Origin of the sequence: Legionella drancourtii LLAP12 (genome assembly GCF_000162755.2) — a bacterium.
GTDB classification, from domain to species: domain Bacteria; phylum Pseudomonadota; class Gammaproteobacteria; order Legionellales; family Legionellaceae; genus Legionella; species Legionella drancourtii.
This window is the reverse complement of the sequence record NZ_JH413801.1, coordinates 79162-98066: the sequence shown is the minus strand read 5'-3', so window position 1 is coordinate 98066 and position 18905 is coordinate 79162. Positions and strand designations below refer to the sequence as shown.

The following is an 18905-nucleotide window of genomic DNA, read 5'->3' as shown; positions in this document are numbered from 1 at the left end:
TTCTTTTTTGCTAATTGCAAGCCAGTTATCTCGTGCAGTTTTTGATAAATTTGGATGCGTTAATGCGCGTTGCAAACTATCGAAATCGCGTGTCTTTTGCAGTACTAAAAGTAACTGTTGTTCAGTTAACCAGCCCCAATCACCCAGCTGATGGTTGTACTCGGATTTTGCGAACAAATCATTTGCTAAAGAACTAGTCATCTCCGGACGCGCCAGCAAACGCATTATTTGCTCAGAGTTTTGCGCCCTACTAACTAGTTCATTCATATGAGCTGCTGAATAAACCATCGCCAATCCACTAAGTTCCTCAAATTGACTGTCCGTGCTCTCACGAACCATATCAGTAAAAGGTAAGCCCTCAATAATCTCGTTACCCAAAGTAGTTAACAATTTAAATTGAATCACTTTACTCAACTGAATATCGAGTAATGTCTTACGGAACACATGAATCAGGTCATTTCTGGCACAATAATCAGCCATTGAGATAAAACACGTTTCCCAAGAGACCTTTTCAGAATCGTCCTCTGCCAGCTGTTGTAATACAGAACGAAGAAGTGCATCTAGTACTTGCGAATTATTATTTGATTTTTCAAGAATTTTTTCCGCCACAGCCACTGAAAACACTTTATTTGATATCGCCTCAAGCAACATTTTTGAACTGAGTGGATCTTGTGCGATAAAAGCCAATAGTGTCTCAGGTGTTTGAGCTCTAGCAATACTTTGTTCTAATATAGATAAATCAAAGGGAAGATAGTGCAAAATAGCAGTTAATCCCTCAATATTATCCGCATTGTGCTTTAAAAAGTAATTAAGAAACCGTTCAGGAGAAAATAAGGGATTTTTTAATAAACATGAGCTAATAGCCGCATTGGCAAAGTGATGCGTAAAAATTTTATCAAAGAAGGGTTCACTGGTAGCCAGTGTCGCAAAATTAATTAATTGTTCCTCACTGTCCTTATATTGATTCCATACATAATCAATCACAAATTCAGGAAGTTCAATTTCGGGTCGATTAAAAATCTGCTTAGCAAATAGTTTCGCTTCAGCGCCTGTTCTCTGCTTTTCAAGTACAAGACGCCATAATGATTCACTAAACCGAGCAGAAGACTCTAATAATAAGTTAATTGTCGACTCATCACAGCATGGATTTTGTAGAATAAGTTGTATCAGTTGTTCACCCATCTCGCTGTTTCTTAAGGCAGGATAAGTACGCAGTAATAAAAGTACATTAAGATCTTCTGCTGGTGCAAATTTCTTCGTAAATTCGCTAAGAGACATACTAAAATGATCTTCAAGAAACTTAATTTCATTTTGCTCTAATATGGTTAAAAGAGTATTGGTTCCATTAGATTGTACTAAACGATTCATGATGCGATGCAGCGCCGCTAATTGATTCAGGTGCTCCTGTACATAACCAAGACCAATAAGCGGTAAATCAAATTGTTTGTGTACTGTTTCAATATCAAGCTGTTTTTTATTCCATTCCCGGTTGATGTAAGCAAAGGCCTTTGCAACACGACAATATTCAGCGAATTGTACTGGAATAATTTTAGAGAACAGTGTTTTCCAATTAAACTGACTTAAGTCTTCAAATCGGTGTTGCGCAATGTAAATAAAACCTTCTGCACTTGTTTGTAATACAGCCATTTTTAACTGTGGAAATGCCGCAGCACTTCTCGGACGATAAGGCATCAGGTTTTCCTGAAAGAACTCAAGTTTCTCCTGAGTAAATTCTTTTAACCAGATCAATGAAACATTCTGATTTAAAAGTCCATGAATTTCGCCATTAAAAAACCGTACCTGTTCACGTAATGATTGATAATATTTATCATTAAGAATAGCATCAGGTCTTTTTCCAGCAACAACAGTATCAAGGGTAGTGGAAAACCAATTGTCTTCAAATTGTTCTGCTTTAATCTTTTTAATTAGTTCGGTAACTTCTTGAGGCGTAACAATCATCGCGTGCAACTGTCCTTCAAGCATATAATACCAAATAACAAGAGCAGGTTTTAAAAAACTATTGACACATACCTTTTGCCCTTTGTATACCTTGGCATAATTTGCACTCATTCTCAGATTTTCGCTAAATAAACCTGCATATTTTTCAGGAGAGTCTCTTGCATTCAATGACAAAGAATAAGCATCCAGGCCAATTTTTTCTGTAGAGTACAAATAAATAAGCGTTTTTTCTCTCAAGTTAGGATCATAAGCCTCCTGAATAGCGGCTATTTCCATTTCTACTTGGATCTCAGCTTGAATCTCTACTTCCATAGCAAAGGCATTGTGGTCAGCAGCCTCATATTCGGCCAGACAATTTGGCAAGGAACGCTCAATGATCTCGTGCAAACCAAGCTCAATTAGTTCGTTATCTATTGCCGAAATTTTTGCTAATTCAACACATCTATGCCAACACGCCATTAACCATTCTTGATGACGCTTAAGAATATCTGCCGCTGCTTGAGGTTTATTCAAGGCACCATAAAGTTCAAAAAAACTCAAAGAAGGTTTATCCGCAAGAAATGACCGGAAAATTAGAGCTAATTGTCTTTTTGCAGCCGCTTCCTCCGAAGGTAAGTCACGAATAAATGCCAGGCACTTACTGCGCATTAGATTAGTCATTTGCAATTTTGCTGCCGTCAGGTTGTCTTGCAATAACATTAGCGTATCGATTTTAGCAAACTGCTTAATAAGATCATGACGTTGTATTTCTTTAATTTTTTCCGGAACAATAATCTCTATAGTTTGTTCTACGCCTAATCCACGCATCCGCATGCTTCCTTGTAAAAAGGCTTGTAGGGATGTTTTTTCGTCGGCTAGAACTAAAGCATGCGCGTAGGAGGCTTGGGCTATATCAGTTCCCAGAGTATGTGCTTGATCATAATACGTGAACCGCTGCTCTGGAGTTGAGCCTAACAAACGTGCAACTTCTTTTTCATCGGTTGTTTTCAGTGCAATTGGGGTATTCGGCTTAGCAATATCCAACGCACATAAAACCTGATTTTTATTAAAATAAAGGATATGTTTTATTATATTATTTGCCTTAGTCCGATAAAAACGAGCGAGTTCTTGAGCCACCACGAAATTGCTTACCCCTTGGAAGGCAGGACGAATATCAATAATTGCCCGAGTACGTTCTGACGCTTCAGAATGAGTTAAAATTCCTTCGATGAATTGAGAAACAGTTGTGTAATCAAAACCCGAAACCCGCGTTTTTTTATGATGAATTACTTCAATAATGTATCCATCAGTCCCCAAAGAGGAGGTTTTGTTGTACTTAAGGCGCTGATGAAACGTTGTATGATTAGACGGCGTTCCAGAAACCGCTTGTACGCTACGATACAAGTCAATATGATTAAATGAATTACTGGAAATTGTTTCACCTTCCCGCTGAATTTGCCTTAAGGCTTGCTCTTGCAAAATATCAAAAATAAGTGTCGAATTATGTTGAAAATAAGCATAGAGTTTTTTCAATTGCATGGGGTTATTTAAATTAATCTCACTTAGCGTAAGACCTAATTTAGCGGCCAAAACAGCAAACCCTTTTGCTGTTGGTGTGTCATTTAGATGTTTTAATGCGGCATTTTCAAACATCTCTTTTCGCGCAGCAGCATGCCATTGCTCGATTTTTTGAATCAATAATTTGTGACTAATGCCTTTAATAAGCATCATTTGTACTGTGTAGTTTATCGACTCCAGCTGATTTCCAAAACGGCAGCGTTCATTAACAATATTATTTGCTGCATAAGGAAGTGCCAAAGTTTTCTCTAGAGCGCTTAAGTTTTTACGCTTTGATGGGCCATAATTTTCATTAAGCCGACGACTTAAAGTTTGTGGCAATAAAATACCAATTTCTTGTTTGAAAAAAGCAAGGGTTTCTTTTTCCTCAGGACAGGCATAAAGAATAGCCAAACAGGTTTCTTTCGCCGTATTGGTAAGGTAGGCAACAAGCTCTTCGGTGACCTCACAACCATATTTTTGCACAGCCCCTTCAAAAAATTGCCCCAGCGGGCTTGTCCTTGCTCGAAGTAGTTTTTTTGCAATATCGCGCTTAAAAGCAGTCCAATCATAATCTGGGCTAAAATTAGGCGCATTCCGGATAAATGGTGGGTCAATCAATTTAAATAAAGCAATCGTATTTCTAATTTCATCAACACTAATCGGTTGCGTCTCGCTTCCAATGTAATTTAATCGTTTTTTGATCGACAAACCTTGATGTGCTTCATCAATAACGCAATCACCATGATGACGCACAAGACTCGTGATTTTATCGAGCCAATAGATTTGTTGCTCCCGAGTCTCCTCTGTGTTCTCTTCATTAAGTAAAAATTCAAGATATTTAAGCTCTAATGACTGCATGGCTTCACCGGTGGTAACCAGATAATTCTTATTGGTCATTACCTCGACAAACATCGTGTAAATTTGCTCAAGCCGCTCTGGAGATGCATTGCTGTCACGGTTAAAATCAAAACGATAGGCTCGCTTTCCATATAAACGTTGCGAACAGCGATTTAAGTCTTCATGATTCGTTTCTAATAATGCCGGAGGGACCTCAACAATGACCAGGTTCCCTCCCTGAGCTTTCGTTTCAGCAAGGATTGGCAGTATAACCTTCGACTTCCCTCCGCCCATGATAATTTTTTCAATAACTTCATTAAAGCCAAGATGCGTATCAGACGAAGCTAAGAGGGCGTTAAGAGCACTCACCTGACGATTATGCAGGAGTATGCGTTCTTCATGTTGCAAAAGAACAATGGCCGGTCTATCCAAGGCAGGAATTTCAGTTCGTGCTAATAAATCCAAGGCCATAACAGCGCTGCTGAGATCTGCTCCTGCTCTTGCCTTATGCAATTGCTCTTTTATTTTCTCTGCTGATTGCTGGCAAATACCCTGCACCAACGCACGATGAATCATAGCATGCAGTTTTTGCGCATTTTCAGAGCTTAATCCTGTTTTGGCCACGCTGTAAGCAAGATTAGCCTGGGTGTACAAGGACAAAAGATCCGCTCGGGTCAATATTGCTCTGGTTTTTGATTCTTTTTCAATGACCCAGATTTGCGCCAGAGCAGAGTCATCGGGCCCTTGATTAGCAAGCTGTAACGCCTCAGTCCACAATCCATCCATTTCAGATTTAAGCTGGGCCACAGCCTTATTGGCAGATTCATGCAGCGCACGAACAAGTGTTGGTTTTTCAACGAAACGCGTTGCTAATTCTTTTCTTTGTTTCTCTGCAACAATAAGTGCTTTACCAGCTTGTTCTTCAAGAAAAAACTCTTCAGCAAGTTCATTAGTAGGTGTTTTACCTAATTTATAAAGCTCTTTTTCAAGGTCATTTTGAATCGTTTGATAGGAAATAAGAAGTTCATCGCAAAGTGTTTTTTCCTTCTTAAAATTCGAATCGAATAATCCCTCGATGTGCATTTGGACAATTAGAGGCTGGCTACCTAATGCTAAGGTGCTAAGCGGTATATAGACTTGGTGTTCATACCCAGCGATAATCTGTTCTGGCGTAGCCAGCATTTTACTGTAAATATCGCGCGCTTGATAAACCTTAAGTGGCGGTACCTCATATTTGCGTACAATATGCACCAAAGCCTCAAATTGTTCATATTTTTCAGCAATAAGTCTTTTCCGATTATGCGCTGCGCGATATAAGACATTGCATAAAAAAGGAATATTAGAGTTTTGTTTGACCACCGGTACATGACGCTTAGCAAGCAACGTATGCGTACAAAAATCAAGTACGGATTTGCTGAACTCGTTGATACTTGAAGTGACTATTTGCAAATAAACAGGAAAATGTTCGATAAAATCATCGTCATTCACCGTTGACCACAACAAATCAATAGCACGTTGATACTCCGCTTTACTTAAAGTTTCTGTTTTTTTCTTTAGCTTTTTATCCACCAAGTATACAGGTATGCGTTTAAGTGCTGTTTTTTTAATTTTAAACCGCGCAGGCAATGACAAGTCAATCGCAACTAACTCCAATGCCGTTGAGACGGAAACAACAGCGTTTAATCGTTTAAGTTGTGTCTCAATATGGGCGATTCTTTTTTTCTCAGCTGAAGACAACACGCCTATTTGTTGCTGAACAATTAAAACCTTTTGCTCTTCTAATAAGGACTCAATGCTTAAACGTGTCCATTGATAACCCAAGGCTCCTAAGGGTTTAAAATCCTTAGGTAAGGATTGATGGTAATAGTCTAATAAACGTTTGCGCTCAATTTTTGAAAGCTGATATTGATGCTCAAGATGACGTCCCATGCGTTGAAATCGGTCAAACGTATTATAAATAGTTTCTGGAAGCAATTGTAAAAATGCTCTTATCCTTTGCAATTCTAATTGCGCATATTCTGTATTAGCGCTGTATTTAAATGCAACGGGAGACTGAAAATCAAATTGATGGTCTTGAAGTAAATAATCGGTCAAAAGACTTATTGCCTTAAGCTGGCAAGCAACAAAAGGAGGGGTATTTCGGACCGCGTTATCACAATCACTCATAAGATAAGGTAAATCCTGGCATATCCATTTAATGTACTGTACTTCCGCAGACTCCCCCTTTAGGCCGCCTAAACGTTTATTGCAATCTTCAAGAATTTTCCAGGCCTTGTCCGGTTGATTCGTTACAAGGTATGTATAGGCCAGATAAAGTGCATCGGCTGCAACATCTGCAATAGGCTCGCCATTGAATAATTGGAAGCTGGCATAATGTGCACTGTCTTTATAGTCCCATAGCGGCTCTTTCACTGGTGGTTGTTCTTGCCATCGCTTCTGGAGAAGGTTCTCGGCAATCATGCCTTTTTTATCATGGATTACCGGATAAAAATCGCTTGGAGTCCCCTCCTTCGTATCATAAAATCGCGCGATAGGCACCAAAACACGGTGCTGACCTTTTCCTTGCAAAACAAGGCTTGCAACTGATGAATGAATAGGTGAAACCGTAGGAATCACTCGCTCTTCTGTTACCTCATGAATTACGGTTTGAGTATTTTTATCACGCTTAAAATGAAGGCCAAAACGGGGTAATGTAATAAAGGTATTCTCATTATCCTCATAAGTAACGATAAAGCGGTTACTTTCAAAAGCACTAAATAATTCACGATCATTGGCCATAAGGGTGCTTACTTGATATGGGGTCGTATAACCTTTTTCATTAAGCAGTTTTATCTGTTTTCCATTTATTGCGTAAACCGGGACATTATCACAGACTAAAATACCATTTTCTTCCGCAGAGGCAGTTATATTTTTCCAGTAATTCATTGTTCCATCAATCAAAATATCAGGAAGATCTGTCTTAATAGGATTAGTGGCTGGATTAGCATGATATGCTTCATGTTTCAGAGTCAATGCCTGCAATTCATATCTTGCGCTCTTGCCATCAATAATCCAATCTTTTTGTACAATCAGCATATTCTCTTTATAAAATAGGTGGGTCTCGCCTTCTTTACACTGAAGAATTAAATAAGTCTGCTCCGGATTAATGCGACATACATCCTCATGATGCAAGTCTAATTGTTTGATTAATGGATGATATTTAATTGCTAAGGGTACCCCTGCGGTGATAAAAGCAGCCTCCAAAACAATGCCCTTAAGTACGTGAACCTCCAGTGGAACACGCTTATCTCTAGGCACTATATAGAGAGGGAATGTACCCGTTAATCCATGCGTCAATGATACACCTAAAGCAAGTAAAGCCTTACTCACCCCTTCTTTCACACAAGTTTCAGGTTGCTGAGTTGCAAAAATATTAAATATTCCAATTGCGCGTTCAATCTCAATACGATGCGCCGTATCTTCAAGAATGGATGGATTCGCATGATGCATTATATAAAAATAAGACGTCATTGCCTGTGCAAAGAGCTTACTTGACACTTCCTCAGCCTCAATTCGAGCTACGGAAGCAAGAAAAAGATATTGTTGCAACATATATGATACTTTGGGATCGCAAGACAAAGAGAACTGCCTTACTAAATCTTCGTGCACATTTTGTAAGCGCGTGCCTCCTGCATTAGGATTTAATTGCGCATAATAGCGACTTACTAAAAAATCCAAACGAAAGAACAATAAGGACTCACAAGAATGTTGTCCATTTTGAGTGAAAAAACGTTTGCCAGTGTTTATAAAATTATCAAATTGAGGTATGAATTCTTGATGCACTAATGCATTAGATAAAAGCCCAGGCTGAAATAAATTAGCTTCGACATAACGTTGATTATTTTCATCATTTAATTGACTTATATGCACTGTAAAATAATCAAGCGTTAAGGCAATTTGCAGGGAGGGATTACCTCTAAGATGCCGATAATCACGAGCAATGATATCCTCTGTAGTTATTCTCTGCGCCTCCTGAGCTTGTTTACTGTTCTCAGATGATTTTAATTGAATAGCATTCGCGGTTTGAGGTTGCCTATATATCCTCAAAAAAGCACACAGTCGAAAAGCATCAACTACCAAAGCATCATGTGCTGGAGAGTCTTTTAAATTATATTTGTCCCGCCGCATGTTTTCTGGCTCCTCGTATCCCCAATGAGATATCCCTAAAGGACTAACTATTGCTCCGTCATCAGTAACCGTTAATGGCTTATCTGTTGCTCTTTTCAGCTTAAAATAAGGATTAATTGCTTGGCGAAATATTGATTCCTGCACATAATGTGCTTGAATTTTATCGATAATAGGATTAAATTTTTCATGAAGCACAATTTCATTTTTCCCACAATTTTTAAGATGCAAAAAAATCATATACAAAGACTCTGCCTCATATTGTCTTATCGCATTATGCTCAGTTGATGTATCAAAACCATAAGAAACGTCATACAACTTAACCAACTCAGCATTAAGAATGGGCTCTGTTTTTAAGATTTCTTGGTAATAAATTAACGAAGCGTGTGAATCGATGAATTTTATTGTGTTAAAGCGTTCTTTTAAAAATCTTATGCGCTGATCTGCATGCGCATTATTCGTTGCGTCAAAGGGATCTCGCTCACGCTTCGCAATAAGGGCAGTCATCATCCCATCGGTAAATTTCACGAATGAAGGTAAACCAACATCCCCTGTTTTCATTGCTTCTTTTCTAGACAAAGCGCTAATGGCTTCATAAGCATCTGCCTGCAATGAAAGGATACTTAAACTAAGATGATTAAATAAAGGAATCTGTGCTGTTTGCAGCCACTTATTTCGTAGATTAGTTAATAAGTTCTGGATACTATTTAGATGCTTTAAAAACGCCTGATAATCCTCCATACATTGGAGGGCATGATAAGCCATTAAATCAAAACGACCATGATTTGTAAGTGGCAAAGACAAAATTAAGCGTTCAAGATAAACATACTTAATCGCAGAATCATCTTGCTTTTGTATTGCGGTGATGGTTAACCGCAAACGTTCGAGCAATCCCACAGTAGTGTATGCATCAATAATATCTGGTTTTTGTGAAACAGCCACCCCTTCTTCTACATCAATTATTGGCCCTGCAAGAGAATTACCCGTTAAGGTTAATGTATAAACTATTTCAGCGGCTTCATTCGTTGTTTTTTTTACATCAGAACGTAAGGCTTGAGCTATAGATTTTTTTATCTGCATTAACGCATGCGCGTGCAAGCGCAACTCATTCTGGGTAAAGAGGCCAGGAATGTTTAATATTTTTAAACTATTATCAATAGCTAAATAAATTTGATCCGCTACCGCCTCATTAAAAGGCTGTGTTCCATCAAGACATAATTGCGTATACTCGTGCAAAGAGTACAGCTTAAATTTAAAAATAAAATGCTGATAAGTATCCAGTGTATCAGAGTTAATTTTCAGCATTTGATGAATAGAACGTTGTGAACAGGTTCCCAAAAGTTGTCCCCCTGTGTAGGCATATTCAGGAAAACGCTCATCTGCATTTATTTCTGTGCCATTAATGTAACTAATACTAGAAAAAATTTCGGTATAAAGTACATCGGCATTAACACCTTTTTTAGCATTATTATCTGAAGCAGGAACCCTGGCTTGCAACAGCCGACTAATAAAATGCTCTAATTCAGCCTGTTCTTTTTCAGTTTTGGGAATAGGTATGAACCATGTTTTCCTAGGATTATAAAGCTCTTTATCCTGAATGGATCTTTTTGCATGATAATCAAGACCAGCACCTGCATTAAAAACTGTAAAAAGATAACCATCCGTATCAAGGCTGAATTGATAAACCATGGCATGCCCACCGTTACGGTTATGCCACCCCCCGGGGATTAATATATTGTCTGGTGATTTCATCTGCCGAAGATCATCGCAAATCTTTGCAGCTAAAGGCTTAGTCTCAGCATCGACAACTACCCCCTCCATACCTTCTTCAACTTGTTGAAGATAGAGTAAGTTGTGCATTAATTTGCGATAAGCCGCTGGAATTGAAGTACCATTATTACTTAGATAATTGCAATACTGATTTAGATACGCAATGGTATTCTTAAACAAATTACCTTGAAGTTTATAGGTACCTGAAAGAAATGCATCATTGTGGATGTGGGCGAATAACGAAGCATCCATTACCATAAAAGATCCCTGAAATATTGATAATGCGGGAATTATCTTCTAATTTGACTATTTAATCAACACAAAGAACATTAACAAAACATTGATCCCGCTGTATAATCTGCAAGGTCTAATATAGAGCGATGAGCTTGTCTAGATGGTGATGACGTCCTGTTGCAATGACTTTTTTAGCGCCTACGTGTTTCGCAATTTTGATGGCTAAGCTGCCGGACGCACCGGTTGCTCCATTAATCAGCACTGTTTCCCCAGGTATCATGTGAGCACGATACACCAGTGCCCCCAAGATGACATTGCGGCATTTGCAATGGAGGCAGCAACCACATCATCTAAATCATCAGGAAGAGGAATACAAGCCTCTTTGTTTACAACTGAATATTCCACCATCGAGCCAAAGGGATGAGAAGGAAAGCAAAAATAAACTCGTGAACCATCCTCCAAGCGTCCTACACCATCCACACCCGGTACAAACGGAAAATTAGCCACACTACTATAATGCGTACCATTAGCTCTGCTCGCGGGAGTCGAGGCCATTGTTGCCTCTAGAACCCCATAATCTGCTCCAGATTGTTTCGAGCTGGAGCAGATTATGAGAAATAACAGCAAAATAGACTAACTAGTTAGGTTTCTAATACAACTCACATTGAACTGAAGATTATTTGTTGAGCTTCCTGTAGCTGGTGGAATAGAGCTAAAATTTTCAAACCATGCTCCAGTTAGGCTTTCAGTTGAACTCCAATAGTCTCCTGTAAATACGCTAGGGATTAAAAAACTTAGGGACGTAACTATACTTTGTGTTGAAGGGCAAATAAAAGTAGTTGCATCCAAGTCACAAATTGAAGGTAAATACCAATCGGTGTAGCAATTTGCTCCTCCTGTACAAATTACTCCAGCGCCGCTTAACGGTTGTTTACAGATGCCAGCAGCATAATTAGCTGTGCCCTCATAGTAAACAAAAATATTCTCTGTATTACAGGTTCCATCGCTTTTCCCATTACAATTTAATTGGCCTAATTTTAATGTTGCAGGTAAAAAGGATGAGGCATTAGGGCTTGGTAGAGTGGAGGTTGAGGTATTGTCTATTCCCCAAATACTATCGTGAACTCCCAACGGTGACCACATAATACTATTGGCGGCTAACATCGTCACTTTACCACCAATACTATTAGTATTTAGAGTTGTATCATCAATTGCAAATAAATATCCTCCTTGATATTGGCAACCATAACCTAATAACATAGCCTCTGCGTTGGCGGTTATAGAACCACTGTTCCCAGTTATCGTGATAGTACTTGAGGTTGGCAAGGTAATACCATCTGTACATCCTGAACTTGATGATGATATCAAGCCAGGATTGATTGTAATTGTACATGAATTATTTGGATTCAAAATAGTACCAATATTACAAGTAGTAGGAGAAGAGGTATCTACTGAAGCATCACCTGGAAGGGCGGGCAATGGAGAACTCACAGAGTCAATGATAATAGGATTTGGCGACACATTCGTGACCGTAATTGTGCGTAGTGTTCCACCACCAATCCCTGAAAGTAGCAGTGTCGACGGGCTGACAACAAGACCTGATGTTGGAATCACTGAGCTAGATAATGTTGCTGGGCCAGTTTCATTAACCCCGTCCATTGCCGTTGTTGTTGTCACAGCAAAAGTATAAGCTGTATTATTTGTGAGGCCGTTAATGGTACAAGAGGTTGATGGTGGAGAACCCGTAGTTGTACATCCTGGTGTGGTAAACACAGTCCCACTGGTTGGGCCATAAGTTACTGTATAGCTAGTAACGGTTCCAGTACCCACATTGGTTGGCGCAGTCCAGCTGACAGTGACTTGGCTATTGCCAGGAACAGCTATCACATTGCTTGGACCTGCTGCAACTGGGAAAATATTGACTATGGTACCGCTGCTTGAAACAATGGCAGTAGAGCCATATGCATCCGTGACTTGAATGACATAAGAGAAAGCTCCGGCTGTAGTAGGAATGCCTGAAACCGTACCCGTTGCAGAGTTTAATGAAGTGCCTGCAGGTAAAGTTCCTGAATTAAGGCTATAGGAATAAGGTGCTTTGCCGCCACTGGCTATGTTACTTTGATTGTAAACAATACCCACTTGTCTATTTGGTGATGGCACCCCAGTAATTGTTGGCGCAGCACACTGAACGGCATTTATGTTAAAGGAGGTGCTAGTAGTATTGCTTCCCTTTACCGTAACATTTGATACCGAAAATGCAACAGAAGCATTTGTAGAAAATGAAATCGTGCAACTAGCTCCTGGAGGTAATGAAGCAGGGCATCCATTATTTTGTACCACATAGGTCATGAAATTAATATCACCAGATGAGGCCCTTATATTTTTTGCACTAATTCGAGAGTTATTGGTAATCGATATGGAACCTGGAGGACTCAAACATTCGTTTGGAGCGATTTGGATCGTACAATTTTGCATTGATTTGGAACAAAATCCTAATTTGGATCCGTTCACCATCACTATCAAATCAACTACAGCATTATTCTCTTTTATCGAGGAATTCCTAGCCAATACTAGGGTGAACCATGAGGATAATAGGGTCAACAATACTACACATAATATCTTGCATTTAGTTATCATTTAAAACACGTTCCTTCTTCAAAAGACAAACATTATTAATTCATAAATATTTATATTTTTCAATAAGTTATTTAAATTCTAAATTTTTCCGAAATAACATAGCAAAAAAATTTGTCTTCGAATAGAAGCTGTTGACATTTCTACTATCTAAGCCCAAATGCTAAAAAATAAGTACCCAAGCTAAAAGGGGTCTTGTGTACACCCCTAACCTGAAATAGGGTATTATTTGCTGTTCCACTCGTTAAATACGAGCTCATGAACAAAATACATTATGCTCGCTCTTTGCCTGCAAAATTTCCTGCTGCATTCCCATTATTTTTTCCAAGTATACTTGTTCTTTACTCTTGTCGTTTTGTTCACATAACATTTTTTCTTCTGGAGTTAATCGTAATAAGAGATGAATGTAAGCATCTGTCGCTGTCTGCTTTTGTGTTGAAAAAGTGGTTGCTAGCGTTCCCTTGATAACCAGGTTAACTAACTCTAGATTCACAACATGTTTTCCCATAAATGAACGCCATATTAATGCCGAATTTTTTTCCCGTTCGGCCTGCCATTTCAGCTCATTTAAAATATCCTGCATCATTTTAAGAAATGATATTTAAGCCATCAATAGGCGTTATTTTTCCCAGTGCAACATCCCCTATTAATACCAGGCATTTTGACCTACACTTCAACTCCAACACATCATCAAAAGCATTCACAAACGGACGAGAGCTTACCAATGCTTTATTCTCGATACTTGTCGTAACTAAGTGTTTTTTCCAAAAGAAACGTCTTTGCTTAATATTGCACAGTAGCTTCTTCCAATTGGAACTCGTCTTATCATGGTTTTCTCTCCTTGAATTACCATTAAATCCAAATCGTTTTAAGAATTTTTTTCTTAAGAGTCTCGCTGTTTTTCACAGCACTCCAGCTTACAGTAAATAATTATTGTGTAAAATACAATTTCAGAGCATGCAACACGGCGCAACCTGGGAATTCGAAGCTTTAACGTGGTGCGGCTCCAGAATTATGTTGTGGCGGCACCTAGACGATGCTCAGATGTATCATGAGTTTTATTTTGAACCCATCAAAATGCACGTTCCAGAATTATAGATCTATTTGCTTTCGCTAATATTCTATCCTTTAATTTAAGATACAATGACTGTTTAAAAATAGATCATGTCTGATTTTCATATTGAACGAATGACTCGTGATGAAATTACTGTAGCAATAGACTGGGCAAGGAACGAAGGTTGGAATCCTGGCTTAAATGATGCCGCCTGTTTTTACCAAACCGATCCACAAGGTTTCTTTGCAGGAAAATTAGACGGCAAAATAATCGCTGTCGGTTCTGCAGTGGTTTATGATGAAGAGTTTGCCTTTTGTGGTTTTTATATCGTTGATAAAAATTACCGTGACCAAGGTTATGGTATGCAATTAACGCAAACACGCTTGGCTTATGTTGGTGAGCGCAATGCCGGGATTGATGGCGTCCTGGAGATGGTTGATAACTATGCACGTATTGGTTATCGCTTTGCTCATAATAATGCGCGTTATGTCATCGAAAACATGAAACTTACTCCAAAACCAGACTCGGCCTTGGTGGATTTAAAAACAGTTCCCTTTGCACAATTAATATACTATGACCGCCACTATTTTCCAGCCTTGCGTGCTCGGTTTCTTGATGGTTGGATAAAACAAGACCTGGCTTTAGCGCTAGGATATGTTGAAGACAGGCAATTAAAAGGTTATGGCGTAATTAGAAAATGTTTTGCAGGCTATAAAATAGGCCCCCTCTTTGCTGACTCTGCGCTTATTGCTGAAAAATTGTTTGAACACTTGCTACAGCATGCTCATGGCGAGGCAATTTTTCTTGATATTCCAGAGAATAATTCTTTAGCGGTTGATTTAGTAAATCATTATGGCATGTCCAAGGTATTTGCTACTGCAAGAATGTATTTAAAAGGTGAACCTAAAATATCGGTGCAGGGTATTTATGGCATCACCACTTTTGAACTAGGGTAAAAGAAGCTCTATATCTATAATTGTAAAAACTAAAAAACTCATTGCATCCATAAACATAAAGGATTTATTTAGGATAAAACATGCGAAATATGATAGGTTACGGTCCAGAAGAGTGGGATTTTTTCTGGCCTAATAAAGCAAAAATTGCGATTAATTTTGTCCTTAATTATGAAGAAGGCTCTGAATTAACTCCGATTAATGGCGATGCCTATGCAGAAACGAGTGGTGCTGATTTTCCTTTTGCTCCTAAAGATAAAGGCAAACGTAATTTAAGTATGGAATCATTCTACGAATATGGTAGTCGTGTCGGTCTGTGGCGGCTATTACGTTTATTTGATAATTATCAAACCCCGCTTACTTTTTTTATTACAGGACAAGCATTAATACTTAACCCTTTATTCGCCAATTACCTCGCGCAACAAAAACATGAGGTAGCAGGTCATGGCTGGCGTTGGATTGATTATGCTAATATTCCTAGAACAGTTGAAAAAGAACATATGGTCTTATGCATTGAAATTATAAGCCAATTAACTGGGCAAAGACCTAAAGGATGGTATACAGGCAGGCGTAGCGAAAATACGCGCAGTTTACTTTTGGAAATCGGTGGTTTTGTTTATGACTCAGACAGTTATGCCGATGAATTACCCTTTTATATTGAAAAACATCTAATTGTCCCCTATTCATTAGATTGTAATGATTTTAAATTTACTACTAATCCAGGTTTCGCTAGTCCACACGCATTTTATGAGCAATTAATAAGTACATTTAATTATCTTTATCAGGAAAAACGCCCGGCACTTATGACGATAGGATTGCATCCTCGCTTGAGTGGAAAGCCCGCTCGCTGTTTGGTAATTAAACAATTTTTAGATTATTTGTTGCAGTATAAAGATATTTGGATCGCCAGGCGAATTGATATTGCTAATTATTGGTTAAAGAAAAATCCTTAAAGCAACTTAAATCCTGAGTGAATACCTGCATCGCATACGCTCAGGATTTTTATTATTCAGAATCAGATATAATTAAAAACAGATAAACCCTGCACACGTACAAAACTTTGTTGTGCGGCTTGAAGGTTTACCAGCTGTAAATTAAATTCTGTTGCCACAGCAGCAGGATCCGTTTCGCGTAGGAATTTCAAAGTTATTTCACTTGTCTCAATTAAATCTTCATTTGAATCCTGCGAATTAGAAACTTGATTTAAACGAGATCCAATATTAGAGACCGTCTCTATAATGCTATCTAAAGCATTATCTAATTGGGCTAATAATTGATTATTCTCAGTTACCGTAGCTGCTTTTTCGACAGCTGTACCAAAAGGCAAGTTTAAATTAGTAATCATGTCCTGGATGGTCGAAAAAAGAGAAACATTTTGAGCCGGAGTTACTGAAAATGTATCGCCTGGTTCTGGCATTCCAGATACTTGCATGCTCATACCATTAAAACTAAGCGCCATACCCTCTTGATAAACCGGAGCATCATCAGGCAATCCACTGGAAGGTATAACATTTCCACTCGCAGCCCCAGTAACCATCGCAACCAAACTGCCCGCTGTATTAAGGGCAAAGCTAATCGTATAATCATCCGCCACATAAGCTGCGGAGTTAGTCACCGAGCCAGTACTTACAGAGCCTGTTCCAGTATTTGTAGCTGTAGCACTTACAGAAAAAGTACCATTACCGCCAGGAATACGCATAAAAATTCCATCACCAGGATCATTAATGGCAATTTGTAGACTACCCGCAATTAATTGAAAACGCTGAGTACTGTCACCATTGTACGTATATTGCCCAGAAGAATTTAACGTAAACGGCTCCGTGGCTGTTTGACCACCAGCAAATAAATAATCGCCATCGTTATCTTTTGTATTGGCAAAGCCTTGCAGCTGGTTCAATATATCAGTAACTTCCACCGACAAAGCCTGTCGTTGCGTTTGTGACAGGGTGCCATTACTCGCCTGCACCTGAATTTCACGTAACCGTTGTAGGTTGTTGGTGCAATCAGTCAATACCGCTTCCTCTAGATTCAGCGCGTTGCTCGCATTCATGCAATTTTTTTGCAGTAATTCCGTTGTGCTAACCCGCTGACTCATCCATTCAATTTGCGCATAAGAAATAGGATCATCCGAAGCAAACTGTACTTTTATACCGCTTGCAAGCTGTCCTTGTAATTTAGTCACACGTTCTTGCTGCAGCAGTAAATTGCTTAATCCATTTTGATATACTTGATTCGTTGAAATACGCATTTATCACCCCATCATTTCGAACAAGACGTGCATCATTTGATTGGAAACTTCCATTAATTTTCCTGCAGCCGCATAAGCCTGCTCAAATCGTAGTAAGTTTGCCCCCTCTTCATCTAAATTCACACCGCTTTTACTTTCCTGAAAATCAACCGCTTGCTTATACAATACCTCAAATGCTGCAGCACGATTCTGAGCCTGATTCGTTTGGCTTCCCACATTTGAAAGTAGATCAGAGTAACAATCAAAAAGTGTTTCATTACCATTATCAAACAATTGCGATTGCTGTATTCCTGCAAGAAGTAGGCCATTACGGTTATCACCAAAACCACCCTGGTTGTATTCTGCGGTAAATTGATCCCCAGTATTCGGCATGCCGGATAACACGATTGAATAAGATGGATTAGTCGCATCAGGAATCTGCACTACATTATCGGTATTGGGCGTAAAAGGTAAAGGCCCTGATACCGTAGTACCCGTCGTCACATCGACTACATTGAATTGAGTAGGTGAAATAAAATCGATTGAATATTGATCGCTGACACCTGAAGTATTAAACACTGTACCCAAGGCAATTTGTCCACTACCGCTATTGCTCATGGAAGCCATCGTTCTCACAGGAGCGGCTAAAGCCATCAGATTGGGATCGCTAATTAACATACCAAAATCACGTGCAGCCCCCCGTGTTGGAATCAGCGTGAATGAATCTTCATTAGCAAGATTAGCGATGTTATCGACGGTGATGGTCATTCCATCAACCACGATTTGCCCTGCCGGTGGTGCAGGGGGATTGCTGGCCCAATTTAAAGTCATTGAGGTACCATCTGACTCGCGAATTAAACGAACTTGGTTTGTTGCCGCATCATTAACCACTAATTGATAATCACTTAACTGTACCTGGGATAAGTCAGTTATATTTACAGATAAAACACCAGTCCCGGTATTACTTGAGGCACTTATCGCTCGCAACAACTGTTGTGCTGGCGTGTTGTAGTCAGTAAAGTAATTTTGACCCAGTTGGTTATTTAAATCCATACCCAATTGATTTTGTGCATTAAATGTCTGCGACAAACCAATAGCCATAAGACCAATCGTTTGACTGGTTTTTGCAATAACATTATTTTCATAATCCATTAAACCACCTATTTTTCCAGTAGTTAATTGACTTGAAATATTCAATTGTCCGGCACCACTACCCAATAAAACTTGCGTGCCTAAAGTATTTAGTGGATCAAATTTTACTGATAAAGTTCTTTGATTAGGGCCAACTACTAACATTTCCCCAGTACAAATCCCCACATTAACAGTACCATTATCTTGCTCAACAACCGTCAGCTCAGTGTATTCAGAAAGCTCTTTTAATAATTGGTCGCGTTGATCAAGTAACTCAGGTGACTGGGGATTACCCATGATTTGCTCATTAAGATTAACAAGATTAGCACCTATTTCATTCATTTTATTGGCCATCGCCGTAATTTGGGCCGTAGAATTTTCCTGAAATTGATCCAGATTTGAT

At 39.0% G+C, this 18905-nt stretch carries 9 protein-coding genes; 2 read left to right on the top strand and 7 right to left on the bottom strand.

The window, feature by feature from the left end:
- The 5 genes from LDG_RS02920 to LDG_RS02900 form a co-directional block, all read right to left on the bottom strand.
- Positions 1-10527, bottom strand: a 10527-nt coding sequence (locus LDG_RS02920; RefSeq protein WP_040534262.1) for a DUF3638 domain-containing protein, incomplete at its 3' end; no start/stop codon positions are given.
- 109 nt (positions 10528-10636) lie between these two features.
- Positions 10637-10783, bottom strand: coding sequence for a hypothetical protein (locus LDG_RS19490; RefSeq protein WP_006869632.1), 147 nt, complete (start codon positions 10781-10783; stop codon positions 10637-10639).
- Positions 10780-11058 carry a hypothetical protein gene (locus LDG_RS02915; protein ID WP_050805510.1) on the bottom strand — a complete coding sequence of 93 codons (279 nt, stop codon included), beginning with the start codon at positions 11056-11058 and terminating at the stop codon, positions 10780-10782. Before LDG_RS02915 ends, LDG_RS19490 begins: the two co-directional genes overlap by 4 nt.
- A 78-nt stretch (positions 11059-11136) precedes the next feature.
- A complete protein-coding gene (locus LDG_RS02910) occupies positions 11137-12978 on the bottom strand; it encodes a fibronectin type III domain-containing protein (RefSeq protein WP_158307856.1) in 1842 nt (613 codons plus the stop codon).
- 415 nt (positions 12979-13393) lie between these two features.
- The gene (locus tag LDG_RS02900; RefSeq protein WP_050805509.1) at positions 13394-13723 is read right to left on the bottom strand and encodes a hypothetical protein; all 330 of its coding nucleotides are present in this window, start codon (positions 13721-13723) and stop codon (positions 13394-13396) included.
- Positions 13724-14301: 578 nt separating this feature from the next.
- Here LDG_RS02900 and LDG_RS02895 point away from each other — a divergent pair.
- Both LDG_RS02895 and LDG_RS02890 read left to right on the top strand, forming a co-directional pair.
- Positions 14302-15147: a GNAT family N-acetyltransferase gene (locus LDG_RS02895; protein WP_006869628.1), complete on the top strand. Its 846-nt coding sequence runs from the start codon at positions 14302-14304 to the stop codon at positions 15145-15147.
- 80 nt (positions 15148-15227) lie between these two features.
- Positions 15228-16097 (top strand): polysaccharide deacetylase family protein, encoded by an 870-nt coding sequence (locus LDG_RS02890; protein WP_006869627.1) that lies wholly within the window; start codon positions 15228-15230, stop codon positions 16095-16097.
- Positions 16098-16159: 62 nt separating this feature from the next.
- On the opposite strand, the gene flgL is transcribed toward LDG_RS02890, so the two are convergent.
- Both flgL and LDG_RS02880 read right to left on the bottom strand, forming a co-directional pair.
- Positions 16160-17392, bottom strand: coding sequence for a flagellar hook-associated protein FlgL (gene flgL / locus LDG_RS02885; RefSeq protein WP_006869626.1), 1233 nt, complete (start codon positions 17390-17392; stop codon positions 16160-16162).
- 3 nt (positions 17393-17395) lie between these two features.
- Positions 17396-18905 (bottom strand): FlgK family flagellar hook-associated protein (locus tag LDG_RS02880; RefSeq protein ID WP_148263489.1); only part of this gene is annotated, 1510 nt, incomplete at its 5' end.

Excerpts from the sequence above, each read along its gene's own strand:
- LDG_RS19490 (WP_006869632.1), bottom strand. The coding sequence starts at position 10,783 with ATGATACCTGGGGAAACAGTGCTGATTAATGGAGCAACCGGTGCGTCC.
- LDG_RS02915 (WP_050805510.1), bottom strand. The coding sequence starts at position 11,058 with ATGGCCTCGACTCCCGCGAGCAGAGCTAATGGTACGCATTATAGTAGT.
- LDG_RS02910 (WP_158307856.1), bottom strand. The coding sequence starts at position 12,978 with ATGCAAAATTGTACGATCCAAATCGCTCCAAACGAATGTTTGAGTCCT.
- LDG_RS02900 (WP_050805509.1), bottom strand. The coding sequence starts at position 13,723 with ATGATGCAGGATATTTTAAATGAGCTGAAATGGCAGGCCGAACGGGAA.
- LDG_RS02895 (WP_006869628.1), top strand. The coding sequence starts at position 14,302 with ATGTCTGATTTTCATATTGAACGAATGACTCGTGATGAAATTACTGTA.
- LDG_RS02890 (WP_006869627.1), top strand. The coding sequence starts at position 15,228 with ATGCGAAATATGATAGGTTACGGTCCAGAAGAGTGGGATTTTTTCTGG.
- flgL (WP_006869626.1), bottom strand. The coding sequence starts at position 17,392 with ATGCGTATTTCAACGAATCAAGTATATCAAAATGGATTAAGCAATTTA.